We start from the raw sequence: 25489 nt of genomic DNA on the forward strand, positions 1-25489 counted from the left end.
CACCGCTAAGGCCAGGGCAGCCCTCCCTCCTTTCTTCCCTGCCGGCCCGGCGGTTTTGGGGGCTTTTCCAGGAAACGGGCGTGAAACGGTTCGGGCCTCCGCCGCGGCCAATCCGGCCGCCTCATTACCCACCGGCAAAACTTTAGCAGAACTGATTTTAGAAAGGGCAACCCTGGCAGAAAAAAACTTCGTTTAAGACTCATAGTAATCAGACATTCCATAAACCCCCATAAGACCATGAGTTCAATACACCCCAACCTCAGCGTGACGGAAAGCTTTGAAGAAGCGAGTGGTTTACGAAACCATATTGAGCCCACCGAGGCTGAAGTAGATGGTGCGGCGGCCGCTACCCTAACCGCCGAGAACCCGCTGCCCCGGGTAGTGCTGCGGCCCAACACCTACTCTCTGCTAGACGGGGAATGGAGATTCTCCCTGGACCAGGAAGACCGGGGCCTGCAGGAAGCCTGGTACCTGGGCTACAAATACCCGCACACCGCCAACTGGCCGGGCTCTGTGGAAGAGCACATGGCCCAGAACAAAGAAAACCTGCAAATGCCGGCCTGGCAGGACAAGGTGATTGCCTGGTACGAGCGCGAGTTCACCCGCCCCGAGAAACTGGAGAGCGGCGGCAAACGCATCTACCAGATCACCTTTGGGGCCTGCGGCTATGAAACCCGGGTGTGGCTCAACGGCCGCCTGCTCACCGACATTGAGGGCGGCGAGGTGCATTACGGCGAGTACAACTCCTTCTCCTTTGAGATCAACGAAGACCACCTGCTGCCCGTGAACTGGCTCACCGTGCGCGTGGCCCACAGCATGGACGCCGAGGTGCCACGCGGCAAGCAGGAATCGCACGTGTACAAGCGGGGCGGCATCTGGTACCAGACCTACGCGGGCCCGGTGCGCAGCGTCTGGATTGAGACCGTGGAGCGCAACCGCCTCCGCTCGCGGGTGGGCGTGCAAAGCCTCATTGAAGACTCGCTGGTGCGCTTCAACTTCACCACCAGAATCCATGACCCCGGGCAGTACCTGCTCCGGCTCAACATCTATGAGCGCGACGGGGGCGACGGGGCAGCCCCCATTGCCACCTCAGACTACCCGCTGAAACTGGAGGAAGGGCAGCGCTCGCAGTACGTGGTCATTGAAGTACCCAACGCCGAGCTCTGGAGCCCCGAGAACCCGCACCTGTACCGCTTTGTGGCCCAGCTCATAGACGCCAGCGGCTACGCCGCCGAGATTGAGGGCCACTTCGGCCTGCGCAAGATTGAGGCCCGCGGGCGCCACCTCTACCTCAACAACCAGGAGATTTACATTGACGGCATCCTGTACCAGCCGGGCACCGCCACCTATGAGGAAATGAAGCGCCACATGTACGCCATGAAGGAGCTGGGCTGTAACCTGGTGCGGGTGCACATTGCCGGCATTGACCCGCGCATCTACAACCTGGCCGACGAGATGGGCCTGCTGCTCTGGGTAGAGGTGCCCAGCCCGCACTCGTCTACCCGGCGCAGCCGCGAAAACCACCGGCGCGAGCTCTACCGCATGCTGGCCCTTATTGAGACCAACCCCTCCGTGATTATCTGGAGCTTGTACAACGAGGACTGGGGCGCCCAGGACATTGCCACCAATCCCGAGACCCGCCAGTACATCATGGACGTGTTCCACTTCATGAAGATCCGGTACCCCCAGTTCCTGGTGGTAGACAATGACGGCTGGCAGCACATCTCGTACGAGGGCAAGCTCAAGTCTGATCTGCTCACCGCCCACCTGTACACGCCCAAGCTGGGCAAATGGAAAAAACTGCTGGACAAACTCACCGCCGGCGAAATGGAGGGCGTGGCCGTACTGCCCCTGGTCATTGGCGACCAGTACTTCTACCGGGGCCAGACGCCGCTCATTGTGAGCGAGTGGGGAGGCTTTGGGTTCTCTGACTACGGTGGGCCCGAAAGCTCAGAGGAGCGCACCGAGCGGATCAGGTCGTTCAAGAAGGAGCTGCGCAAGCGCCGCATCGCCGGCGACGTGTACACGCAGGCCACCAACATTGAGGAAGAGAAAAACGGGCTCATTGACTTCCACACGGGCGAGCTTACCGTGCCCCCGGGCCTGCTGAGCACCCAGGGCTTCAGCTTTGACGCCAAACCCAGCAAGCGACTGGGCAAGAAAAAGAAAACTGAGTAACGCTTTGCCAGAGAACCTGTTTTGGGGCCCTTTCTACACAAACGGCCCTAAAACAGGTTCTTCCTTTTTAGAGCCCTTCAGGTAACTAATGGATCATCTTGTATGGATATTCTTGTAACTTATCCCTGAATTTGCTTCACCTGTCCATCCACCCTACACCCACACTTATGAAAAAGATTTTGCTTCTGCTGCTCAGCTTCTGCTGCACGGCAGCCTGGGCCCAAAAGCTGGCCCCCGCAGACCGCATCAAGACTGAAAAAGGCGACCTCACCGTTCAGCCGGTCACCCACGGCACGGTGGTGCTGCAATGGAACAACAAAACCATATGGGTAGACCCCTACGGCGGCGCGGCGCTGTTCTCCGGCCTGGCCCAACCCGACCTGATCCTGGTCACCGACATCCACCCCGATCACCTGGACCTGAAAACCCTGGAGGCCCTGCCCACCGCGCAGGCCACCGTGGTGGCGCCGCAAGCCGTGGTAGACAAGCTGCCCGCCGCGCTTAAAAGCAAGGCGGTGGTGCTGAAGAACGGCGACAAAACCCGTCAACTGGACATAGACATCACGGCCGTGCCCATGTACAACCTGCCGCAGGCCCCAGACGCCATGCACCCCAAAGGCCGGGGCAACGGCTACGTGCTCAGGGTGGGCAACAAAAACGTGTACCTGTCTGGGGACACCGAAGACATTCCCGAAATGCGCTCCCTCAAGAACATTGACGTGGCCTTTGTGTGCATGAACCTGCCCTACACCATGGACATTGAGCAGGCTGCCTCGGCGGTGCTGGACTTCAAACCCAGAATTGTGTACCCTTACCACTACCGGGGCCAGGGCGGCCTCAGCGATGTGAACGCCTTCAAGGCGAAGGTAGACGCCGGCAAGAAAGCCATTGAGGTGCGCCTGCGCCAGTGGTACCCTACCGCCCAATAAGCACGTGGGGCGCCCTGTTTTGACCTTGTTTTCAGGAAAAGCCCGGTAAAACAGAAAGCCGGCCTGCGGGGGAGCGCAGGCCGGCTTTCTGTTTTATTCTGTTATGAATCAATTACAACCGGTTGTAGTCGGTTTCCTCGGGTTCGGTGTCATCGCTGCCCAGAGGCTGGTCGTGCATTCTGATGCCGTTGGCGCTGCCGTCCATGGGCTCATAGCTGCCTTCGTACTCAAAGCCCGGGCCTTGGGAGATAGACTCAGTCTCGCTGTGGTCGTTGGCGCCGTACCCGGTGAGTTCATTGCCGCCAATGTGCAGGTTCTCCAGTTGGTCTTTCTGGCTGTTGCGCTGCGTGTCTCCGCCCAGGCCCACGTTGCGCTTGGCACTGGGGTCGGGGCTGTTGCCCATGGAGTTGCGCTCGCTGTATTCGTCGTTTATATTCTTAGAAGTGTTTTTGCCACTCAGGTCTTTATCGTCTTTGGTTGCCATGGTCTTACACATTAGTTTCTCCTGTGTACGCAGCGCAAGCCAGGGAGTTTGTGGCTTTTGGGCAACCCCCATTAAAAAAGGGAGCCCCAAAGAAGCTCCCTTTTTGTTTTCAATCAGCCATGAGGCGATTAGTGCTTTTTGCCTTTTTTCTTCTTGCCGCCTTTGTGGCCGTTGCCGTTTCCTTTGCCGTTGCCTCCTTTGGGCCCTTTCTTCTGCTGGCCCGGGGCGTACGCCCGCGCCGATTGGTCGCCGTACACTTTCTTGGCTTGCCCCGGCGGCATGCCTTTGGTGGTGGCGGTTCTGGTGCTGCCTGGGAAGATAATGCCCGGGAAAGAGTCTGAGGTGCGCTGGCTCTTGGAAGTTCTGGTGCCCGACGGGTACCGGCTGCTGCTGGAATTTTTAGAACTGGAGCAACTGGCCACGCTCACCAGAAAGACCAGCAGCACCAACATTTGTACAATTTGTTTTCTCATAAAAGGCGTTTATTGCTTACATCTGCCAATGGGGCTGCAAGTATAAAGCCAAAAATGCCAGCTTGGTGGTTTTTTGCCTTATTTTTAGAATCTGGCCCTGAAACGTTCTGACCCTCTGGGCTGTTCAGGAGAGAGAAACCACCCCTTGCGCCCCTATGCCGGGCAATTTCAACATGCGAAAGCTCCTACTGCTGTTCCTTCTTCTATCCCTGCAACTTACTGCCCTTCCGCAGGGGCGGTTGCAAGCGCCCGCGCCCGAGGCGATGGCCGCACCGGCTATTCCGGCGGCGCAGACCAGGACCACCCACGGCATTGCCCAGTACATTAACCAGCGGTACAAGACCCCGCAGGAGAAAATAAAGGCCATTTACTTCTGGCTGGCCATCAACATTGCCTATGACGTGCAGGGCCTCACCACCTCGCCCCGCTACTATGAACGGCAGGCGCTCATCCGGCAGACCCTGCAGACCCGCAAAGCCTTGTGTCAGGGCTACGCCGAAGTATTTCTGGACCTCTGCACCAAAACCGGCCTCAAAGCCCACCTGATTACGGGTTTCGTGATCCCCTCGGGAACTTCCACGCCCATGTCGCACGCGTGGGGCGCGGCCCAGATCAACGGCAAATGGTACCTGTTTGACCCTACCTGGGGAGCCGGCCTTTTGCAGGGCAACCTGTTTGTGCCGCGCGTGAACCCGCGGTACTTCATGGTGCCGCCGGCCACCATGGTTAAAACCCACCTGCCCTTTGACCCACTGTGGCAACTTCTTCCGCAGCCCCTTACCTACCAGGAGTTCCTCGCGGGCCAGGCCAAACCCAGCCGGCCCCGGCCCACGTTCCACTTCCTGGACTCCGTGGCGGCCTACGAAGCCTCCTCTGACCGGGCGAAACTCCGGGGCACCCTCCGGCGCATGGAAGCCAACCCCGTGATACCGGCCGTGGTGCTGGACCAGCTCAACCACCTCAAGCAGCAAGCCGCCGTGATGCAACGGAACGATGCCGTAGACCAATTCAATGCCGCCGTGAACGCCTACAATGCCGGTATTGACCAACTGAACGGGTTTATTAGGTACCGCAACAACCAGTTCCAGCCCCAGAAAAGCGTGGGGGAGATCAGGAAGATCATGCAGGGCTATTCGCAACACCTCCAGGAAGCCCAGCGCCTGCTCCAGCAGATTCATCCCCTGGACAATACCAGCCTGCTGCTCAACGTGCAGTCCATGCACCAGTCGCTGGAGAAAGCCTTCGCGCAGGTGGCCGCCCAGGAAAAGTTTCTGGAGAAGTACCTCCGCACCCCGCCCGCCCAACGAAAAGCCCTGTTCTACAAGCAAGCCGTAGCCGACAGCAAGTAGTCCTGTTTGTTCAGGCAGGCCAGGCATAAAGCACATAGCGCCATTTGACACGTCAGCCAATACTTCAACTCACCCATCCCTCCTTCGCTCGCCTCTGGCGAGTGTAAGCTATCAGGTGGACTCTGGCCACCGTAAATAGTCTAATGGTATAGTACAGCATACCCCCCGGCAGCCAGAGGCTGCCCAATAGCTTACACTCGCCAGAGGCGAGCGAAGGAGGGCTGGCTTTATAGGGATGCATCCATCACGCTCCCCTACCTTGAGTATAGATTTGATGTAGCTGTAAGAGCGATTTTATCCAGTGCCCAACCTGCAACCAAGTTGAGTTTTAGGCAATTCTCAGGAAAAACCCCGATAAACCGGCAAAGGCTTGCCGCAGGATAGCCCCACAAACCTTGCCGCCACTCCCCTGTTTTTAGGTTGTTTTTCAGGAATCAGGGTCAATCTATATCTGCTGGATGTTTTGTATCTTGGCTGCCCTAAATCCTTCCACCAAACGAACCTAGCATGTCAAACAAAGTGATTTCACGCCGCTCCAGATGGGCCGTCTGGCTCCTGGCGCTTTCCCTCTCGGGTCCGGCGGCCTACGCCCAGGGCCCCAAAGACCTGAACCTTCCTTACCAGCGCCCGGCCGAAGCGATTGCCAAACTGGTGGAGGCGCCGGCTACGCCCTCGGTGAGCTTTGACTCCAAGGGCGAGTGGATGCTGCTGATGGAGCGCCCCGGGTACCCTTCCATTGAGGAAGTGGCCGCCCCTGAGGCGCGCATCGGCGGTCTGCGCATTAACCCGGCCGTGAACGGGGCCAGCCGCGGCGCCTCTTTCACCAACCTCAAGTTTAAAAAGGTAAAAGGCGGGCAGGAATTCAACATCCAGGGCTTGCCGGCCAACGCCAAGATCTCAGACGTAACCTGGTCGCCGGATGAGAAGCAGGTGGCCTTCCTCAACACCATCGCCAACGGCATTGAGCTGTGGGTGGTGAACGTGCCCGAGCGGTCGGCGCGGAAATTGACCGCCGCTAGCGTGAACGACGCCTGGGGCAATGCCTTCACCTGGTCTCCCGACAGCAAATCCCTGCTGGTGAAGCTGGTGAACCCCAACCGGGGCGAGCGGCCAAAGTCCAACGTGACGCCGGTGGGCCCCGTCATCCAGGAAAACCTGGGCCGAACCGCCCCTTCCCGCACTTACCAGGACCTGCTCAAAAACCGACAGGACGAAGCCCAGTTTGATTATTTCCTCACCAGCCAGTTGGTACAGGTTTCCTTAGACGGCACCCAGACCCAACTGGGCGCGCAAGGCATCATCCGCTCGTTCAGCCTGTCGCCCGACGGGCAGTATGTGCTGGTGGCCACCACGCACCGGCCGTACTCCTACCTGGTACCTGCTTACCTGTTCCCGTACACCGTGCAGGTGTGGGACCGACAGGGAAAGCCGGTGAAGCAGATTGCTGACATTCCGCTGGGAGAGAACATTCCGGTGGGCTTCAACGCCGTGGCCGCCGGCCCCCGCAACGTAGCCTGGCGCGCCGACCAGCCGGCTACCCTGTACTGGGTAGAGGCCCAAGACGGCGGCGATGACAAGAAAGACGTGCCCGTACGTGACATCGTGTACCTGCAGGCCGCTCCGTTCACTCAGAAGCCGGTGGCCCTGGTGGGCACTAAGCTGCGGTACAGCGGCATCACCTGGGGCAACAACGACCTGGCCCTTGTGACCGAGCGCTGGTGGAGAACCCGCCAGGAGCGGCAACTGCGGGTAAAGCCCAGCCAGCCCGGGGCAGAGCCGGTGGTCCTGGTTGAGCGCTCGTACGAAGACCTCTACACCGATCCGGGAACGCCGGTGCTGGTTAAGAACCAGTACGGCCGCAACGTGCTGCTCACCGATAAAACCGGGCAGCACCTGTACATGATCGCTGAAGGCGGTTCGCCGCAGGGTAACCGGCCGTTTTTGAGCAAATTCAACCTAAACACCCAAAAAACCGCTATTCTGTGGCGTTCTGAGGCACCGTTCTACGAACGCCCCGTTGACGTGCTGGACGCCGAGAAAGGCGTATTCATCACCCGCCGAGAATCGGAGAACGATCCGCCCAACTACTTTCTGCGGCAGGTGGGTTCCAAGAAGCTGACCGCCGTGACCAAGTTCCCGCATCCCTCGCCTGAGCTGATTGGGGTAGAAAAGCAGCTGCTCACCTACAAGCGCAACGACGGGGTCACCCTTACCGCCACCCTGTACACGCCCAAGGGCTACAAGAAAGAGCAGGGCCGCCTGCCCATGCTGCTGTGGGCCTACCCCCGCGAGTTTAAGGATGCCGCCGCCGCCGGGCAGGTGAAAACCTCGCCGTATGAGTTTACACGCATCAGCTACGGCTCGCCCCTGTTCTGGGTAACCCGCGGCTACGCCGTGCTGGACCGCACCGATATTCCGATTGTGGGCGAGGGCAACGCCGAACCCAACGACACCTACGTGGAGCAGCTGGTGGCCAGCGCCAAGGCCGCCATTGACCACGTCACCCAGATGGGCATCGCTGATCCTGCCCGCGTGGGCGTGGGCGGGCACTCCTACGGCGCTTTCATGACGGCCAACCTGCTGGCGCACTCAGACCTGTTTGCGGCCGGTATCGCGCGCAGCGGCGCCTACAACCGCACGCTCACTCCGTTCGGGTTCCAGGCCGAGGAGCGCACGTTCTGGCAGGCCCCCGAGGTGTACGCCAAAATGTCGCCGTTCAACTACGCCAACAAGATCAAGACACCCATCCTGCTCATCCACGGCGAAGCCGACAACAACTCCGGTACTTTCCCCATCCAGAGTGAGCGGTTCTACAATGCTCTCAAAGGCCACGGCGCCACTACCCGCTACGTGGTGCTCCCCGCCGAGAGCCACGGCTACAGCGCCAAGGAATCTATCATGCACATGCTGTGGGAAATGGACCAATGGCTGGAGAAATACGTGAAGAACAAGCCGCAGCCGCAAACCAAGCGCTAACTTCAAATAATACTAAAAATAGAGGCCTTTTGGTAAAACAAAGGCCTCTATTTTTAGTTTAAGAGGGTAGGCACAGACACCTCATCAAAAAAACTGAAACAGACCCACCGGCGGAGTGACTACCTCCCGTGGGTGCGCAATGCTTACCCCATGACGAAGATAGAGCTGAAGAAACCCAACGGCGATGTTTTCCTGATTGCCGAGCGGGCCCCGGATAACGCGTACATCCACGCCCACTGGATAGGAATTCAGACCCTGGAAACGGTAAAGCAAGGCGGAAACCTGCACATTCAAATGCTGGAGGAACAACCCTGCCCCCGCCTCCTGAACGACCACAAGGAACTCATAGGCCCCTGGACCGTGGCCAACGAGTGGATTGTCCAGCACTGGACCCCCAGGGTGATGGCGCTGGGCCTGGAGTACATGGCCCAGGTGCTGGCCCCCGGCGTGTACGGCAAAATGTCGTTTCACCAGCTGCACCAGTTCATTGGCGACAAGTTCCAGATCAAGATGTTTGAGGAAGTGGACCCGGCCCTGGCGTGGCTACTCACCGTGGGGACTTCTGACCCGGTCCGGCCACCAGACCAGCGAACGTTTCCTACCCTATAACAAAACAGCCACTGAGAGTCAGTGGCTGTTTTGTTATAGGTGGGTTTTAAGCCTGTTTTGCCCAAAACGGCCCCAAAGCCGGCCACTTACCTGATCTCCAGCACCACATCGCCGCCTACCGGGTGCCCCACGCAGGTGAGCGTCAAGCCCTTGGCCACTTCCCGATCGGTGAGCACCTCGTTGTACGACATCCACACGGTGCCCTGCTGGCAAACGGCCGCACAGGTACCGCATTTGCCGGCCTCACAGCTGTACGGGAGCGACAGGCCCGCTTTCCTGGCGGCCTGCAGAATGGTGTCGGGGTACTGCAGGGTGAGGTAGTGGCGCTGTTCGCCAGACTTGAGCAGCACCGTGTGCGGCAGGGTATCGGGCGGAAGCGCTTTGGTCTGCACCTTGGTGGTGTCAAAAGTTTCCTGCCGGATGTTGGCCGCTGGCACCCCCACTTCCCTGAGCCCGTACAGGCAGAGCCGCCGGTAGTGCTCGGGGCCGCAGACATAACATAATACTTCCGCCGGAGACACTACGGCATACTGCCTCACCAATTGTTTCAGGAGCTCTTTGTGCAGCCGGGCTTGGTCCAGCCTGGGCGACACGCTGAACAGAAAGTGCACCCGCAACCGCTCCGGAAAGGCCTGGGCCAGGTGCTGCAGCTCCTTGAGGAAGATAGTGGTCTCCGGCGCGTGGTTGCTGTACACCAACACCACCGGCACGTGTGGGTGCTGGTGCAATACCGTTTTGAGCAAGGCGTAAATAGGCGTGATGCCGCTGCCGGCGGCCCAGAAAAAGAGTTGTTTGCTAGGCGAAAGATCATCGGGCAAGGTAAAGAACCCGGCGGCCCCAATGGTGAGTATCTGGTCCCCTACCCGGGCCTGGTCTACCAAGCGGCGGGAGAGCAACCCGTTCTTAATCCGTTTCACGCCAATGGCCAGGGGCTCCCGCAGGGCCGGTGCCGAGGTGATGGAGTAAGACCGCCTTACCTCCTCCCCTTTGGTCCCCTGCGCCACCAGGGTCAGGTACTGCCCCGGCAGGTAGGGCAAGGTTTTGGCTTCTTCGCCGCCAAACATAAACGTTTTTACCCCGGGAACTTCCTCCCTGATCTGGGTGATGGTGAGCGCGTGATACGGTTGGTTCATGCAATGCTTTCTGGCTGAAGTATCTCTAAACGTAATTTTCGGTTTCAGAGATAAGAGCAGAACGCTGCGGTGTGTTTAGAAGATGAAACAAAAAAAACCTCGCTCGCCTCCCGGACGCGGGTGAGAAATGGGACGGTGTCCCGCCGAGTGCTCGGCTTCATAAAAAGTCCCCCCCGGCGGCCAGAGGCCGCCCGATAGAGCACACGCGTCCGGGAGGCGAGCGAGGGTTTGGGATACGTGAAAAGCCAGTAGAATGCAGAAAGCAATTAAAATTCAACCTCGGTCGTTTCCGGGCTATTTTGGGGCAAATAACCCAGAAACGAAACGCTTCGACTAAGCTCATTTCCACTAACAAACCAACAAGAAGAAGAAAACTGCTTAGCAAAAGCACCGAGGCCAATAAACACCAGCTTTATAAGAAGAACTGCTGGAAGTGGTGGAGCGAGGAACCGCAGGCAGGTGAGGCTTTGCCTCTGGGCTGCGCCTGCCTAGGAGTTGGCGTCGCCGTCTGATTTGGCGTCATCGTTGTTGATTTTCTTTTTGCGCTTGGGCTGCTGTTTGGTGGTCACCTTCCCGAACTTGTAGTTGGCGCTCACCCGCACCTGGCGGGCGTAGATGTACATGGTGCTGGCCTGCTCGGCGGTGGGCGTGCTGAACGTCATTTTCTGGCGCAGGCGCTCGCTGAAGGGGTTTTCCACGCTCAGGCTGATGCTGCCGTTCTTGTCCAGGATGTCTTTCTTCACCGCGAAGTTGTACGTGGAGGCTGGATACACCTTGCCCTGCAGCGTGGCGCGCGGTGAGTTGAACTGCCCGAAAGCCTGCACGCTGATGCCCTTGTTGAAAGCGTAAGACGCATTCAGGTTGGCGTTGTACATGAAGCTGCCATTGGAGGCGTTGAGCAAAGAGGTCTCGCTTTCCAGGTCCAGGTAGAAGGCGTTGAGGTTGGCGCTCAGGTTGCCTTTCTTCAGGAACTTGGTGCTGCTAAACAGGCTCATGCCGTAGCTGGCGTTGCGGCCAATGTTCGCGAAGCGGGTGTAGTTCACGCCTTCCTGGGTGGGCAGGGTGTAGGCCTCAATGGCGTTGTTGGTCTGGCGCCAGAAGAACGTGGCGTTCACCGATACCCCGCTCTTGAAGAAGGTGCTGTAGCCCAGTTCATACGCGTTGGTGACTTCGGCCTGCAGGTTGGGGTTGCCTACCTGAATGTTGAAGGTGTCGGTGCGGTTCTCATATGGGTTCAGGAGCCCCAGCTGCGGCCGCTGGATGCGCTTGGTGTAGTTGAACTTGAGGGTCTGGTTGTTCTTGAGGGCCCGGGAAATGGCCAGGCTGGGAATGAAGTTGTCATAGTCTTGCCGCACCCGGGTACTGGTGGAGACAAAGTCGCCGTTCACGTGGGTGTACTCATAGCGTGAGCCCAGCTTGAAGTTGTACTTCTTGTTGAGGCTGAACTCATAGGAAGCGTACGCTGCGCCCACGTTCTGGTGGTACTCAAACACATCGGTACGGCTGGGGTCGGCCACGAAGGGAGCAGCGGCCGGATTGGCCTGCAGGAACCGGAAATCACTCTCCACGTAGCGCAGGATGGCTTTGGCGCCCACCTCCAGCAGGTGCTTGTTCTGGAACGGGTGCGAGTAGTCTACCTGAAAGGTTTTCTCCTCGTTATAGGCGTCGTTCAGGTTCTGCTCGCGGGCGGCCAGTTGCTGGTCGCGGTTAAAAACCTCCGCGAAATTGCTGTTTTCCCGGTTGCTTCGGCTTAACAGGCCCAAAACGCTCAGCTCCTGCCCCGGCTTGGCAAACTGCTGGGTAAAGTCCAGGTTGAGGTCGTAGTTAAGGTTGTCAAAGGCATTGTTGTTGGCTCTGGTGTTTTCGCCCGTCACCGCCCCGGCCCGGTACTGCCTGGAGTGCAGGCTGGTCTTGTAGGCGAACTCGCCCCCCTGCATCCGGAACCCGGCCGCCAGGCTGCTCTTCTTGGTGAGGTCGTAGTCCACGCCCAGCTGCAGGAACTGAAACACCCCTTCGCGCCGGCCGTCCATGGTTTGGCTCAGGCGGTCAATGCCCGGCACCCCCTTGTACTCTGTCTCGCGGGTGCTCTTGGTAGGGTTGTTGCGCCACTGCCGCCCGAAAGCGGTAGTGAACCCCACTTTGCCTTTGCGGTAATTCAGGTTGCCGTTGCCCGAACTGATGCGCGGCCCGTAAGAACCGGCCACCGATCCGTTGAGGCCCTGCAGGTTGTTTTTCTTGGTGATGATGTTGATGATGCCCGCGGTACCTTCGGCGTCATACCTGGCCGAGGGGCTGGTGATCACTTCCACGCTCTTGATCTGGTCGGCCGGAATTTGCCGCAGGGCATCGGCCATGCTGGACGCCATCATGGCCGAGGGTTTGTTGTTGATGAGCACCCGTATGTTTCCGCTGCCGCGCAGAGCCACGTTGCCCTCCAGGTCCACGGTTAAGCCGGGCACTTTCTTGAGCACATCTGAGGCGCTGCCGCCCTGGTTGGTGATGTCTTTCTCGGCGTTGTACACCATGCGGTCTACCTTGTCTTCCACCAGCAGCTTATCGCCCACCACCGCTACCTCGTCCAGCACCTTGGCATCGGTCAGCAGCGAGAGGGTGCCCACGTTCACCTCGTCCCGGTTGCCCAGCGTGATGTTCTCCACCGTTTTGTTCTGGTACCCCAGGAAACTGACCTGCAACTTGTACCGGCCCGCCGGCAGCCGCACCAGGCTGAACCGGCCCCGGTCATCGGTCACGGTGCCGTCAATGGTTTTCCCGCTGGCCATGTCTACCAGCGTGATGGTGGCAAACTCCACCGGTTTCTTGCCGGTTTCATCCAGCACCACCCCGGCTATTTTGCCGTTCCCCTTGGGAGTAGGCTGGGTTGGGGCTGGAACAGGCTTGCTGTTTTCAGGCTTGTTTTGCGGAGCCTGGCCAAAAATGGGTTGCACCGCCAGAACACCGGCTACGGCAAAAAGTACTAGTTTTTTCATACGCTTGGAGTTATCATGTCATTAAAGGGTTACCGAAGTGCGCCTCTCCCCTGCGGGAGCCTCTCCCCTCAGACCGAGGGGAACCGGAGCTTGCGTTGGATGGGTCAAGGTTAGCCACCATTTCACCCCCGGGAAACAAAATGTGATGAAAGCCGGGAAAAATGTGACAAACCAACTTTCTACCTGGTAGCAGGCCATACGGTGGCAGTATCATACCCAAGTAAAAAGGCGCGCGGAAGCAGCAGAAAGGCAAGCCTGACCCAGGCACCGGATTGGCCGGCATGGGCTAAGCTGGGACAAAAGAAGCCGAATACAGAAGTGGGATGCAGAAAACTGCCACGCTATACTGCGCCAGCTTTCAGGAGAGAGGGATGGGGTGTGCTCTGGATAGCGCGTACTTTCTCAGGGTCCTATGAAAATAGGCCTATCAAAGGGGCTTTGGATAAAGGTTTGGTTTAGAAATCAGCCTTCTGCCAGCTGGTTGCTGGTTAGAAAGAGCTCAGGGACTGTCAAACTCGCGGGCGCTAGCGACTGGTTGTGCCGCTCACGGCGGGTTTATCGGGGAATCAAGCCCGCTGGTGCCAAAGGAATTTTAGTCTGGTAGCACCAGCAGGCGTAGCGGGCGTTGGGAAGTAAGTTCGCAGAATTATCCTATCTCTTCCCTACTTCCACGGAGTTGGCTTGGCAGCCCCTGTTTCAAGGCAATTTTCCTGAAAACAGGCTTAAAACAGGGGCTACCTTCTTGCGGGGCTTATTGCTTGTTCAAACTGGCCAGCGAGGAGCCCAACAAGATAACCCGCGCGCTGTCTGAGAACTGGTAATGCACCGCCGGGATCACCACATTGTGCAGGTTTAAGGTAGCAATGGTGTTCACGGTCAACTCCGCCGACTGCACCTGGTTAGAGGGCCCCAGGGTGAGGACCGAGGTGCTGCCCGGCGTTCTTCCCACCTCGGCCACTAATTTCCCAAGGCTGCATTTTTCCAGTTCCACCTGGGTGGCATGGTCTTGCCTGATCTGGAGACTGTCCTGGGTAAGGCCCTGCAACTTTACCGTGTGCACCATGTAGTTGAAGGCCCGGTCAATGCCGGGGGTTCCCTTTAGGGTGTAGCGGCCCGTGGTGGTGAGGGAAGCCAGGTTGGGACAGGAGATCAGCACCGTGTGGTCTCCGTAAGACGGCATGTCGCCCTCGGTTTGGGCCACGTCAATCAGCAGTTTGTTTCCCTGTTGCCTGATCTGCAGGTACTCCTGGGCGCGCTCGTGCACCCGCACCTGGTAATCGCCCTGGATGATCTGCACGCTTACCCGGCTGGCCCCGTTCACCTCCACGGCAGTAAACCCGCTGAACTTTTTGGGCACGAACTGAAAATACGGGTTTTTATAGTGGCCGGTGTCATACTCGGCTTTCAGGACAAAATTGAAGGCCGTTAAGGTGCCCAGGAAAAAGACCAAAGCCGCCCCTGACAGAATAGTACTCTTTTTCATGATCTTCTAGTTAAGCGTGAAATGTTCTGACTTAAACTGCTCATACAGCTGCTGCAACTCCGCCAGGGGAATGTCCAGCAGGATTACGTTGCGGAAGAACTCGGGCAGGTCCTGCTGCAGGAAGCGTTCTTTCCGGTGCTTCTTCACCTTGGTTACCCCGTCTGGGGCCACAAAGAATCCAATTCCGCGCTTGTTGTAGATCACCTCTTGGTTTTGGAGGTATTCAAAGGTGCGCATGACGGTATTAGGGTTCACCTGCAGCTCCACGGCCAGCTCCCGCACAGAAGGGATCTTATCTTCCGGCAGCCATTTGCCCAGCAGGATGTTCTCGCTCACGTAAGCGGCAATCTGGAGGTAAATGGCCTCATTGTTTCTGAATTCCATAGCACTGTTTCTTTGGCCTACACTTCTTTCTCCCTCAGCTTGTGGTAGGCGGCCGCCCACACCAGCAGGGCCGTTCCCATAAGCGCCACCACCATGAGCAGCTCATTGTCGTGCGGGTACTGCACGGTGTAATACTTCCCTGCCTGCATAAAGTTGAGGTTCTCAAACGGCCCCACCTGCCCCACGTCGCCCTCTGCCCCCACAATAGACTGCCAAAAGCCGGTGTTAAGCGTGACAATGGCAAAGCCCAGCAGAATAAAGGCGAAAGCGGTTTTTATGAAGTGCCATTTCTCAAAGAAAACTGAGCCCAGAAACGTGATGGAGTGCAGGAAGAGAAACATGATGAGCGCCACCCCAGAAACGCCGTTGCTGCTGAACAGCGTCATATACTCGGGATCCCCCCCGCGCCAGTCGTCCATGGGCAGTACCACCAGGAGCACCAGGTAAAAGCACCCAATGTACACCAGCTGGAAAAACACGAAGGAATACAGCCAGGCCACCAGGAATTTCTCAAAGTGGGAGGCCGGCAAAGTGAGGGCGGCAATGGCCTTGCGCTTGTCGCCCAGGTGGGCGAAGATGGTGCTGGTGAAAATGGTACCCGTGGCCAGCAGCAGAAACAGGAAGATAATCTGCTGCCGGCTGGCATCAAACGGATGGTCTTCGGCAAAAATCAGAAACAAGGTGATAAAGGCCGTGATCCCCATCAAGACGCCCGCAGACATCAGGTAATATTTGTAGTGCTCGGCGGTATGTTTCCTGAACAACCACCCGAACCGTTTCAGGCTAAATTGCATTTTCCAGTTGGTTTTGGTTCAACATCTGTAGTAGTGGCCTATTGCCCGAGATAATGGCGTTGAAGAAAAGCTCCATGTCTACCCGGCTGTAGATGCCGTCCTGGTTGGGCAGGATCACGTGCTTGCCCTGGAAAGAGTCCTCGGCATACAGCACCTCGTAGCCATCGGTGACCGCCAGCGTGGTGAAGAGCAGTTTCTCGCCAATCTTGTCCAGCTCCTGGTTCACCACCACCTCGCGGTCGTGCAGCACCACCAGCGTGTCAATGAGGCTCTCCAGGTCGCGAACCTGGTGGGTGGAGATGATGATGCAGCGTTCGGAGGTGAGCGCCGAGGCGATGCTCTTCCTGAACTGCGCCTTGGAGGGAATGTCCAGCCCGTTGGTGGGCTCGTCCATCACCAGCAGATCGGTGTTGGTGGCCAAGCCGAAGGCGATCATCACCTTCTTCTGCTGCCCGAACGAGAGTTTGTCCAGCCGGCCCTGGCGGGGCACCTCAAACTCGGTCAGATACCCATAGAACTCCTGCTCGTTGAAGTTGGGGTAAAAGCAGGCCGTGTTGGCCACGAACTGGGCCGTGGTGAGCGCAGGCACGTAGATCTCCTCCGGCAGGAAAAACAGGTTCTCCAGCACCTGGGGCGAGCGCCGGGAAGCGTCGGCCCCGTCTATGGTGCAGGTCCCCGCCCTGGGGTAAGCCAACCCGATCATGTTCTTCAGCAGCGTGGACTTTCCGGCCCCGTTTTTCCCGAGCAAGCCGTAGATATGCCCCCGGGACAGCGACAGGTGCAGGTTCTGGAACAGCAGGTTGCCCTTCTTGTACCCGAAACTCAAGTTGTGGATGTGTATCATGGCCTCACTGTTTACTGTATTAGTTACATAGTACACTACAAAAGTAGAAACAGTTTTGACATTCGCAAGGCTTCCCCAAAATTATTTTGCATAATATGTTGTATTTATGAGCTATTTTCTGGAAAACAGGCCTAAAACAGCTTTAAAGCGGCTTTTTAGAACAGGTATTTGCCTGCATCAGGCAGCCATCTTCTTGCAAAGACGGTAGCTTTTAAGCCCGATTTCAGGTAGGTTGGAGGAGCCTGAGGTGTACCGGGTAGCTGGCAGGGTTGGGGAAATCCGCTGTTTTTTCCTTTCGGCCTATTATTCACCACATGCCCCACTCCCTTCCCCGGCCTTCTATGGTTTGAGGCATTTCAAGGAATAGAACATGCAGACTCCCTACACAAGCGGCGTCTGTTTCGCGTACAAGGCGCATGAACCCTTTTGAAGAGAGCAACTTTCCGGCGATTGACCAGCTCACCTACCCCGCTCTGGAAACCGCCACCCTGGCCATGGGCTGTTTCTGGGGACCCGAGGGCCTGTTCGGGGCTACGGGGGGAGTGGTCAGGACCCGGGTGGGCTACGCCGGCGGCAGCACCCAGCACCCCACCTACCGCACCCTGGCCGACCATATTGAAACCGTTCAGCTGGAGTTTGACCCCAGCCAGCTCACGTATGCCCAGCTGCTGGAGCAGTTTTTCAGGCACCACACGCCCACCAACGTGCCCCGCAAACGACAATACACCTCGGCCATCTTCTACCATTCCGCCCAGCAGGAGCAGGTCGCCCGGGAAGCGATCCAAACGGCCAGGGAACGCCTGCAGCAGCCTATTCAAACCGAACTGCTTCCTTACCAAGCCTTTTACCTGGCCGAGGAACGGCACCAAAAATGGAAGCTGCGCCGGGTACCCGCGATACTGGCCGAACTGCAGAAGATCTACCCAGACCCGGAGGCTTTCATCCACTCTACCGCCGTGGCCCGGGTGAACGGCTACGTAGGCGGCTACGGCGAAAAGGAAAGGTTTATGGAGGAAATGGGCAGCCTGGGGCTCTCCTACCCTCTCCAGAACACGCTGCTCGCCCATTTTCTGGCGCAGGAAAAAACGGGTTGCTCCCTTTGACAACTGCTACCTGACCACTGCTGACCCGTCTGTTTCAGGCCTGTTTTCAATAAAACTGGCCCAATCGCTGGCGCGAGCGTCCCGCTCGTGTCCGCACGGACTGTGGGCATATTTCTGACCTATTGCGACTTTCAAGCAGCCTATGATTTAAACACCGCAAACCCACCCCCACCCCTCCCAGGAGGGGAGTTTCGGGATTTTGGGAAGGCTGCCACGTTGCAGGGTGTTTACTGATATTGATGCGGTGAGAAAGCGAGTGGGTATATGAAAACTGCTAGTGGGTATATGAAAACTGCGGTTGGGGAGGTGACAACGGCTAGTGGTGAGGTGACAATTGCAAATAGAGACTTGCTTGAACTGCTCTCTTATGGGAACTCCCCTCCTGGGAGGGGCGGGGGCGGGTTTACCAGCGTTAAAGCAATTAACCCATAACACTCTTCTTTGAAACAAAGGCCACAAAGGAACCCGTGCGGACACAAGCGGGACGCTCGCGCCAGCGATGAGTTACGAAAAGTAAGTGGCTAATCTTTTTCCTGGAGGTGAATGGAGTCTGCGTTGATGCAGTACCTCACCTTGGAGGGTGTGCGGGCATCCTGGAAGAGGTGGCCCAGGTGCCCGCCGCAGTGGTGGCAGAGCAGCTGCGTGCGCTCCCGGCCGTAGGTGTCCAGCAGGTGGAATCGCACGTTCTGGCCCAGGTGGCCCCAGAAGCTGGGGAAGCCAGTCCTGGAGTCAAACTTCTGGGCCGGGGAAAACAGGGCGGCCCCGCAGCGGCGGCAGACGTACACGCCGGTTTGTGGGTGCTGGTGGGGGTTAGCCCAGTCTATCTGGCGGTTCTTGAACATCTGGCTCCTCCTTTCTCCATTCCTGTACTACAAAACCATCACCCTGGATGCGCACGCTGAAGAGGCGGTCAAAGCCCTCCTGAAAAGACGGCGGCCGCAGCTTCTTGCGTACGTCATACAGGGCAATGTCTTTTACCTGGTCTCTTCCCTGGCGCAGGCGGTTGCGGGCCAGGGCATCGGGCAGGGACGTCTGGAAGTAGTAACCAATGACCTGGTAGCGGCGCGCTTTGCACAGACCAATGTACCGGGCCCGGTCCTCTGGGGTGGGATTGGTGTTGTCTACCACCAGTTTGGCGCTGGTCTGCAGGCACAGCTGCAGGAACTGAAGCTCCCGGTGACGGGTGCGGAGCAGGTCCAGGCTGATGCGCACGTGCGTGTTGAAGAAGCGTTGCTGGTAGAACGTAGACTTCCCAGAGGCCTGCAGGCCTATAAAGAGAATGGCCTCCACCCGGGCGGCCGCTTAGGCGTTTTCCTGGGCCGGCACAAACGCCATGGAGATGGAGTTTACGCAGTGGCGGGTGTTCTTCGCGGTGAAGCGCTCGCCCAGGAACACGTGGCCCAGGTGGCCGCCGCAGTTAGAGCAGATGATCTCGGTGCGGCGGCCATCAGCGTCGGGCACGCGAGTCACGGCCCCGGGAATCTCGTCGTCAAAGCTGGGCCAGCCGCAGTGTGATTCAAACTTGTCTTCTGAGCGGTACAAGGGCGCGTTGCAGCGGCGGCAGATGTACGTGCCGGCCTCTTTGTTGGTGTAAAGCTTGCCGGTGAACGGGCGCTCCGTGCCTTTGTGCAAGATCACGTACTCTTCCTCCGGGGTAAGGTTGTTGTATTTTTTTTCCTGGTTTTCCATGGTTCAGTGGGGTTTACTTCTGCTGATTGTACTGACTTTTGGCCAGTGCCGTTGCGGTGCAGGCAACAAGGCAAAGGTACCAAGAAATCTGCGTAAGCCTTTTGGGGGTGTTTTGGAGGAAACAGCCCCAAAACGGGCCACCTCCCCAGCGCCAGCGTAAGAATCAGGCCTAAGCCTGGTCTTCGGTTTACCGCGCCACGTGGAAGGCCAGGATCTTCTGCACGTCATAGACGTTCACGGCCTTGTTGAATTTCTTCCTGATGCTGGGCTCCACCTCGCTGGAGATCCAGATCTTCAGCTCGGCGTCCAGGTCAAACGTGCCCGAGGTCTCCACGCTGAACCGGGAGATGCTTCGGTAGGAAACCGACAGGTACTCCACTTTGCTGCCCGTGAAGCCTTGCCGGTCAATCAGGATCAGCCGTTTGGTGGTGAAGATGAAGGTGTCCCGAATGAGGCGGAAGCCCAGCTCAATTTCTTCGCCTTCGGTGAGCAGCTTGCCAAACTCTCTGGTTAATTCTGCCTGGCTCACGGCTCCGGCGTTTCCAAGAATAGAAGAAAAGAATCCCATGGGTGTTGAGGTTAAGGGTGGAACATGCGTTGGTACTTCTTACTTGTCTGCGTATTACTGCTTCTTTATCCGCACAGCCCGGGGTAGCACGGCAAAGGACAGGGGCTGCCTGCTGCCCCGCCCGGCCGCAGGCGCTTAGAGGGTACGGGTTCTGACCGGTATCCAGATTTCTTCTTCAGAGGCCGGGTCATCGTTCCGGTACTTCTCCCCCATTTTCGCGAAATGCGGCCGGTGGTCCAGTTCATACGCTGAGCCAGGGAGCCAGGTCCCGAAGATGAACTGATAGGCCCGTTGCGCTTCGCTGGATCTGCCTTTGTACCCAAACACCGCGTACGCCCCGCCCGGCACCTGGAGCACCTCCAGGCCCGCCGGTACCGGGGCCGGATCTGAGACCTGAACCGCCGCCCATTTTTCAAATTCCAGGGTAGGGTTGTAGCGCGTGAAAAAGGCTGGATCTGGGTATACCTCCACCGAGTAGCGTTCTGGCCCCGCCACATTCCTGATCTCTTTGCGCCTGGGGCCAAACCGGCGCCAAAGCGCTTGGGTCTGGTCTGCCGCCATGGCCATGGTCACGCGCAGGCCCACCAGCGTTGTTGGCGGCAAAACTTCTATTCTTGGGGGTACTTCCATGGTAAGGTAAAAAAAGGGTTGGCTGGCTGCCGCCTTCGGGCTAGGCTCCCCCTCCCTGCCGGCTGGCTTCCTGGTGCCACTTAGTAACCTGAGCGGCACCTCTTTCAGAAGCGCCCAGCTAAGTTGGCGTTTTCTTTACAATTTTCCACTTTTTGCCCCAAAACTGAAAATCATCGCCAAAACTACTTTTGGTTCAGCTCCCTCTCCAGTTGGGGCGGGTCACAAAAAAAGCCTGCCACCGGCAAGCTTCTCCTGCCGGTGGCAGAGGCAATTCCTTTACAGTTGGCTTTTGCCGGGTGCCGGAAGAGTAGGCTTGAGCACAAAAGCCCGGGCAAATTTCCCCAGCCAGGTGAACTCATGCGCCGGCACCTGGTTGGCAACGGGCTTCAGCGTTCGCAGGTAAGAAACCACGGCGGTCAGGTCTTCGTCGCTCATGTCCTGGCCCTGCATGAACGGAAGCACCGCCTCGCCGTTGCTTTTCACGCCGTACCTGAGCACGCGGGCAATCTCGGCATCGGTCATCCGGCCAATGCCGGTGCTGGCGTCTGGGGTAAGGTTGGTGGTGAAGATGGTACCGAAGGGCGTATCTACCCTTTTGGCCCCGGCCAGGGAAGGCTCTCCCCCGCTTTTCAGCACTGAGTCTATGTTCTGCACGGAGCTGTGGCACTGCGCGCAGCCGTGGGAAACCAGCACAATATGCTTGCCTCGCTCAATCAGGACGGGGTCTGCGCTGGCTTTGATGTTGGGGTATGGGGCGTCATAGGTCAGGTGCTGCCGTAGCATGGTAGCCACCGCCACCCCGGCAATGAGCACCAGCAGCACCAGCAGGGACCATGTTAAGATTTTGCGTAACATCTTGGGTTAGATAACTTGCCTGAAACTTTTATTTGATAAGCGAAGGTACGGGGTGCGCAGTGGCCTACCTGCGGATGGCCGGACAGCTCTTGAGAAGCAGCAACCCCAGGGTAAGGTAAAACAGCACCGCCAGGGCAATGGGGGCTTCCTGCTGGGCATACCAGATATCATGGCCCGCTAACAGGGGGTTGACCAGGATGGGCGTAGCTACTTTGGCAAACAGCAGGAACAAGCCAAACCCCACCGCTGGCGAAAGCAGAAGGGCCAGCACCCGGACCACCACGGCCCGCTGCAGGCTCACCCGATGGCCGATGCCGGTGGATCCCACCGCCAGCAACACCAGCCCCACCTTCATTAAGAAAGCGGCCGCCCCGGTAGTGATGACTCTGCCATCGGTGGAGATGATGACGGCTAATTTCAGTGCCCAGGCCATTGCGCCCGCCAATAACAATACCCCGGCCACCTGGGTCCAATCTTGATTTGCCAATCTTGCTTTCATGTCTGTTTTCCTCTTCGTGCTGTGGGACGTATGCGTGAGAATAGGCAGGAAGCGTACGGCGGAAGATGAGAACCCTAGTTCTTTTTGGTTAGGCCCTACCCTTGCACCCAAGTGGATAGAGCGGCCCAAACTGCCAGGGCATACCGCACCCAGGGCTTCTGTTTATCCTGCTATTGCCTCAGTATCAAGTAGACAGGCCAGCAACAGGTTTCCACTATGTAGCCAACGGGAATATTTTTGCAACCGCAGCGGCGGACACTGGAGAGGTGGAAGAGAGAATGCTGTTACAAGAGGAAGATCTGTGGAAGTACCCCAGACAAGGTGGGGCTGGGAGGCTTGCCGGGCTGCCCGGCTACCTTAATGCTTGGAGGGGCCGTTCTGCAAAATCGCTTTTGTACTTACCGGCTATGCCTGGCTTATTGCTGGCGCTTTCGGTACGCCTCTTTCAGTAATCCGGTGAGGACTATGAACCCAATGCCCAACAGGTACCGGTAGTGAGAGAGGGTATGGTTTGGCCAAACATCAGTGTACGCGGCCACCAGTAGCACCAAACTTATGCCCCAAAGCAGTATACCCAAATACCAGGTTATTTTTGACATAACGGTACAATTGTTTTTCAATAGCTTGTCTATTTTCCCAGTGCCTGCAACCAGGCACTTTTGATTTTTTGCAGGTAAAAAGGCGGACTTTTAGTCTGTTGCAGATTGGAAAGCCGTTAAGTAAAACAGTTCTTATGGACTCGTATAAATGGAGCCCGTGCTGGGCACGCTCCTCATCATCTACATGGGCTTAAGAAAGATCAACACCAGGGGCATCCAACAGGCCCAGAAGGTGATGCTGCTGGCCGCGGCGGCCTACAATCTGCAGTAAATTGCTGCATTTTACCAAAAAAAGGAGTCAAACGGCTGCTATGGCACTGCCCAGACCTCCTGCAGCCGCTTTTTTAGGCTTCTTTGGCCTTGAGGAAGGGGGAGAAATGAAGAAACGAACGGAAGCAAGTAAAGAAGAGCTACTTTACTCAAGAGTTGTGCAACAGCTACCTTTGTTGGCATAAGTTGTTTTATTTACACATTGATTATTTAATATCTGACAATTCAGCTACTTCTGAATTATTCGGATTATTAGGTGAATACAGCACTGTTACAGTATCGCCCAATTTAAATCTGTTCTCTTTATCGGGAATTGAAAAGGTTGTGTAAGCCCTTCCATTCGCGTAGTATTTACAAATAATCAACCACTCTTTGTTGCCCTTACTAGTGGACTTCCACTTTTCAACTACTAATCCTTTTGTCAACGCACCATTCTTTTCTAACTCCTTCTGCTGTTGTTTTCCTGCAACTATTCCAAATGTTGGCCCTACAATCAATACAGATGCAGCCGCAACACCTATTCCCCAGCCAGAATTATTTGACCAAACGCTATTAACAAACTTCAATAAAAGGTAAGGTAACCCCAAGAACACAAGTATAAAAGGTAGCCACCTTTGGAAACCCTCCTTTGCAAATAATACTGAGTCCGGGGTGTCGATGTAGAGAAACCAAAGCACCAGAACAATACAGCAGAACCATAGAGAAGATTGAAATTTATTAGACTCTATAGATTCTACTTTTTTCTTATGATGTGCTTCCCTAGTCACTTAAAATTATTTTATCAATTTAGGCCAACGGACTCGTGTAAAAAACGTGCTAGGCCGTTGGCCGTAGCATGATTTTTACACGAGTCCGTTGGCAGCTGCTTTTTTATTTTAAGTATTCTTGGAATTCCAAATCAATATCTGCGGGATTTATAATTTTAGGAGCACCTTTTTCAGGTGAGAACAAGATTGCCGTCCAGCCTCTAGCGGCCTTTGCTTTAGTGTCAAAGTAAAATTCATGGTTTTTTGAGATGAATTTTATATATCTTTTAGTCGGGTAAACAATTCTGAACTTCTTTTCTTTTAGATATTCTGAAGCTTCATGTTCGAAGTAACTATTGTCGTCCGCAACTGTATAAAAGTCCTCTTCTCCGTTTTCTTTTTTTAATGACTCAATCTGCACGCTGTCGGGCGATATAAAAATTCCAGCCTTTTGAGATATGGTTATAAAGTCGTTAGAAGGTATTTTTGAAACTAAATAATTCTTAAGAACGAAAGATTCTTCAAATGCTTTCCAGTTTCCCGCCTGTTTGATAGAATCAGTATCTGCTTTAGTAAGGTCAATATTTGCCCTGTCGGCTGCTTGAACTTCTTTTTTGGAAGATTCATTGCACCCAATCACAACTGCTATAAAGGTTAGAACAATCAGATTTCTTTTCATTTTTTAAAGTTGCTGCAAACGTACTTGTGTAAATGACGGCGAGGCCGTCGGCCGAAGCTGGCATTTACACGTTGTTGTAAAACGTTTTTTTAGTCTTCTTACCTTATTCTAACAAATTTTCCTGTATGTGAGGTTATGTGTAAATTAACCCTCATAATGAACTCAATAGTATCCGCTTTACAATTTGTTATTTCGTAATAAGGCTCTCCTAGTGATGTCAATGCTTTTTGAATATCTGTTAATCCTTCGGTTTGGTTTTCAGTCGGAATTAGCTGGAAAGCAGTTTCAGACAAGCTTTTAATTGAATAAACTTTTTTATCCGAGTTCAATTCCGTCAAAGTTTTTCCTTTTACTTCAAATTCAAATTTGGAAAATTAGAGAACTGCTTATCATAAAGCACCTTATATTTCCCATTCTCTAAATTGCACGCTTTGTCTGCGAACCTGAGTCCGAGACAAAATATTAATGATATGTAGATTAATTTTTTCAAATGTTTTACAACGTACTTGTGTAAACGGCGGCGAGGCCGTCGGCCGATGGTGCCGTTTACACCTTGTTGTGTGACGTTTTTATTTCATACTTTATATCTTTTTCAGTAGCGTACTTTCCTTCTATGTACCACGTCAATAGGTCTTTGAAGGTCATGTCCGATACATCACTGTTCGGTTGGTAGAAGCTAGGTTTTGGGAGCTTAACCTTATTAAAGGTAAGTAACTCAATTGTTTTTAAAGGAAGCCATATTGAAAGTGCCAATAGGTTGATAAGAGCCGCCCCAGAGCCAAATAACTCTCCTTCGGAGTGAAAGTGTTTACTGTAGTCGAAGCCTTTGTGGTCAAGCTCAAATTTGTCGACGAACTTTACAAGTAGTTCATAGTTGTCGTCACCGTACATGCCTAAATCTTCAGCTACTCTTGTTTTTAGGTTTTCCACGTCCACAAAAGATGCTTCCACTAGGAAGGCTTTAACCGTCTGGTAGGCATGTCGGAGCTTTGTAAACTCAACTTGTTTTATCTGTCTGTCCATCGATTATTTATTTAAATGACACACAACGTCTTAGCTAAACGACGGCGGAGGCCGTCGGCCGATGCTGGCGTTTACACGTTGTGCCTGTTGCACAACTGGCTGAAGATAGCCGTTTAAGGAGGTAGTACCAAATCCTTAACGTGATGCAGGGCAGGAAGCATTTTGAGGACGAGCGGGAGCTGCGTTTCTCGCTCTCGGCGCACGT

At 55.8% G+C, this 25489-nt stretch carries 25 protein-coding genes; 7 read left to right on the forward strand and 18 right to left on the reverse strand.

What is annotated here, in order from left to right:
* Positions 1-237: 237 nt before the first annotated feature.
* Together JT718_RS20065 and JT718_RS20070 are read left to right on the forward strand one after the other, a co-directional pair.
* Positions 238-2178: a glycoside hydrolase family 2 protein gene (locus JT718_RS20065; RefSeq protein ID WP_205504589.1), complete on the forward strand. Its 1941-nt coding sequence runs from the start codon at positions 238-240 to the stop codon at positions 2176-2178.
* 167 nt (positions 2179-2345) lie between these two features.
* Positions 2346-3107: an MBL fold metallo-hydrolase gene (locus JT718_RS20070; protein WP_205504590.1), complete on the forward strand. Its 762-nt coding sequence runs from the start codon at positions 2346-2348 to the stop codon at positions 3105-3107.
* 112 nt (positions 3108-3219) lie between these two features.
* On the opposite strand, the gene JT718_RS20075 is transcribed toward JT718_RS20070, so the two are convergent.
* On the reverse strand, positions 3220-3591 hold the full coding sequence (locus tag JT718_RS20075; RefSeq protein ID WP_205504591.1) for a hypothetical protein: 372 nt from the start codon (positions 3589-3591) through the stop codon (positions 3220-3222).
* Between the two features lie 128 nt (positions 3592-3719).
* Positions 3720-4064 carry a hypothetical protein gene (locus JT718_RS20625; RefSeq protein ID WP_240337200.1) on the reverse strand — a complete coding sequence of 115 codons (345 nt, stop codon included), beginning with the start codon at positions 4062-4064 and terminating at the stop codon, positions 3720-3722.
* Between the two features lie 173 nt (positions 4065-4237).
* On the opposite strand from JT718_RS20625, the gene JT718_RS20085 reads away from it, so the two are divergent.
* The 3 genes from JT718_RS20085 to JT718_RS20095 all read left to right on the forward strand — a co-directional run bounded on the left by JT718_RS20085 (position 4238) and on the right by JT718_RS20095 (position 8998).
* Positions 4238-5413, forward strand: coding sequence for a transglutaminase domain-containing protein (locus JT718_RS20085; RefSeq protein WP_205504592.1), 1176 nt, complete (start codon positions 4238-4240; stop codon positions 5411-5413).
* 507 nt (positions 5414-5920) lie between these two features.
* Positions 5921-8389: a S9 family peptidase gene (locus tag JT718_RS20090; RefSeq protein WP_205504593.1), complete on the forward strand. Its 2469-nt coding sequence runs from the start codon at positions 5921-5923 to the stop codon at positions 8387-8389.
* 150 nt (positions 8390-8539) lie between these two features.
* On the forward strand, positions 8540-8998 hold the full coding sequence (locus tag JT718_RS20095) for a hypothetical protein (protein ID WP_205504594.1): 459 nt from the start codon (positions 8540-8542) through the stop codon (positions 8996-8998).
* Between the two features lie 86 nt (positions 8999-9084).
* Here JT718_RS20095 and JT718_RS20100 read toward each other — a convergent pair whose 3' ends face one another.
* The 6 genes from JT718_RS20100 to JT718_RS20125 form a co-directional block, all read right to left on the reverse strand.
* A complete protein-coding gene (locus JT718_RS20100; RefSeq protein ID WP_205504595.1) occupies positions 9085-10131 on the reverse strand; it encodes an iron-sulfur cluster-binding domain-containing protein in 1047 nt (348 codons plus the stop codon).
* 488 nt (positions 10132-10619) lie between these two features.
* Positions 10620-13118: a TonB-dependent receptor gene (locus JT718_RS20105; RefSeq protein ID WP_205504596.1), complete on the reverse strand. Its 2499-nt coding sequence runs from the start codon at positions 13116-13118 to the stop codon at positions 10620-10622.
* A 751-nt stretch (positions 13119-13869) separates the two neighbouring features.
* A complete protein-coding gene (locus tag JT718_RS20110; protein WP_205504597.1) occupies positions 13870-14601 on the reverse strand; it encodes a hypothetical protein in 732 nt (243 codons plus the stop codon).
* A gap of 6 nt (positions 14602-14607) precedes the next feature.
* Positions 14608-14985, reverse strand: coding sequence for a GntR family transcriptional regulator (locus JT718_RS20115; RefSeq protein WP_205504598.1), 378 nt, complete (start codon positions 14983-14985; stop codon positions 14608-14610).
* 17 nt (positions 14986-15002) lie between these two features.
* Positions 15003-15779 (reverse strand): hypothetical protein, encoded by a 777-nt coding sequence (locus tag JT718_RS20120; RefSeq protein ID WP_205504599.1) that lies wholly within the window; start codon positions 15777-15779, stop codon positions 15003-15005.
* On the reverse strand, positions 15769-16623 hold the full coding sequence (locus JT718_RS20125; protein WP_205504600.1) for an ABC transporter ATP-binding protein: 855 nt from the start codon (positions 16621-16623) through the stop codon (positions 15769-15771). The genes JT718_RS20120 and JT718_RS20125 overlap by 11 nt, the downstream gene beginning before the upstream one ends.
* Positions 16624-17039: 416 nt before the next feature.
* Here JT718_RS20125 and msrA point away from each other — a divergent pair, with 416 nt between their 5' ends.
* Positions 17040-17726: a peptide-methionine (S)-S-oxide reductase MsrA gene (gene msrA / locus JT718_RS20130; RefSeq protein ID WP_205504601.1), complete on the forward strand. Its 687-nt coding sequence runs from the start codon at positions 17040-17042 to the stop codon at positions 17724-17726.
* Positions 17727-18247: 521 nt separating this feature from the next.
* On the opposite strand, the gene JT718_RS20135 is transcribed toward msrA, so the two are convergent.
* From JT718_RS20135 to JT718_RS20165, 7 genes are all read right to left on the reverse strand, one after another.
* Entirely contained in the window at positions 18248-18568 is a 321-nt protein-coding gene (locus JT718_RS20135) for a peptide-methionine (R)-S-oxide reductase (protein WP_205504602.1), read from the reverse strand.
* Positions 18537-19016 carry an AAA family ATPase gene (locus JT718_RS20140; protein WP_205504603.1) on the reverse strand — a complete coding sequence of 160 codons (480 nt, stop codon included), beginning with the start codon at positions 19014-19016 and terminating at the stop codon, positions 18537-18539. Before JT718_RS20140 ends, JT718_RS20135 begins: the two co-directional genes overlap by 32 nt.
* A gap of 12 nt (positions 19017-19028) precedes the next feature.
* Positions 19029-19415, reverse strand: a complete 387-nt coding sequence (locus JT718_RS20145) for a methionine-R-sulfoxide reductase (RefSeq protein ID WP_205504604.1) — start codon at positions 19413-19415, stop codon at positions 19029-19031.
* A 187-nt stretch (positions 19416-19602) separates the two neighbouring features.
* Positions 19603-19983: a PH domain-containing protein gene (locus tag JT718_RS20150; protein WP_205504605.1), complete on the reverse strand. Its 381-nt coding sequence runs from the start codon at positions 19981-19983 to the stop codon at positions 19603-19605.
* Positions 19984-20118: 135 nt separating this feature from the next.
* Positions 20119-20613 carry a GyrI-like domain-containing protein gene (locus JT718_RS20155; RefSeq protein ID WP_205504606.1) on the reverse strand — a complete coding sequence of 165 codons (495 nt, stop codon included), beginning with the start codon at positions 20611-20613 and terminating at the stop codon, positions 20119-20121.
* 276 nt (positions 20614-20889) lie between these two features.
* Positions 20890-21468 (reverse strand): c-type cytochrome, encoded by a 579-nt coding sequence (locus JT718_RS20160; RefSeq protein ID WP_205504607.1) that lies wholly within the window; start codon positions 21466-21468, stop codon positions 20890-20892.
* 64 nt (positions 21469-21532) lie between these two features.
* Positions 21533-21967: a hypothetical protein gene (locus JT718_RS20165; RefSeq protein ID WP_205504608.1), complete on the reverse strand. Its 435-nt coding sequence runs from the start codon at positions 21965-21967 to the stop codon at positions 21533-21535.
* Positions 21968-22714: 747 nt separating this feature from the next.
* Here JT718_RS20165 and JT718_RS20690 point away from each other — a divergent pair.
* The gene (locus JT718_RS20690) at positions 22715-22837 is read left to right on the forward strand and encodes a hypothetical protein (protein ID WP_262897369.1); all 123 of its coding nucleotides are present in this window, start codon (positions 22715-22717) and stop codon (positions 22835-22837) included.
* A gap of 205 nt (positions 22838-23042) precedes the next feature.
* Here JT718_RS20690 and JT718_RS20170 read toward each other — a convergent pair whose 3' ends face one another.
* From JT718_RS20170 to JT718_RS20180, 3 genes are all read right to left on the reverse strand, one after another.
* Positions 23043-23603 (reverse strand): DUF3592 domain-containing protein, encoded by a 561-nt coding sequence (locus JT718_RS20170; RefSeq protein WP_205504609.1) that lies wholly within the window; start codon positions 23601-23603, stop codon positions 23043-23045.
* Positions 23604-23706: 103 nt separating this feature from the next.
* Complete coding sequence (locus JT718_RS20175) at positions 23707-24261, reverse strand: hypothetical protein (protein WP_205504610.1); 555 nt, start codon at positions 24259-24261, stop codon at positions 23707-23709.
* Between the two features lie 546 nt (positions 24262-24807).
* Positions 24808-25284 (reverse strand): DUF1493 family protein, encoded by a 477-nt coding sequence (locus JT718_RS20180; RefSeq protein WP_205504611.1) that lies wholly within the window; start codon positions 25282-25284, stop codon positions 24808-24810.
* Positions 25285-25489: the final 205 nt, after the last annotated feature.

The sequence above is a fragment of the Rufibacter psychrotolerans genome (assembly GCF_016924645.1).
Classification (GTDB): domain Bacteria; phylum Bacteroidota; class Bacteroidia; order Cytophagales; family Hymenobacteraceae; genus Nibribacter; species Nibribacter psychrotolerans.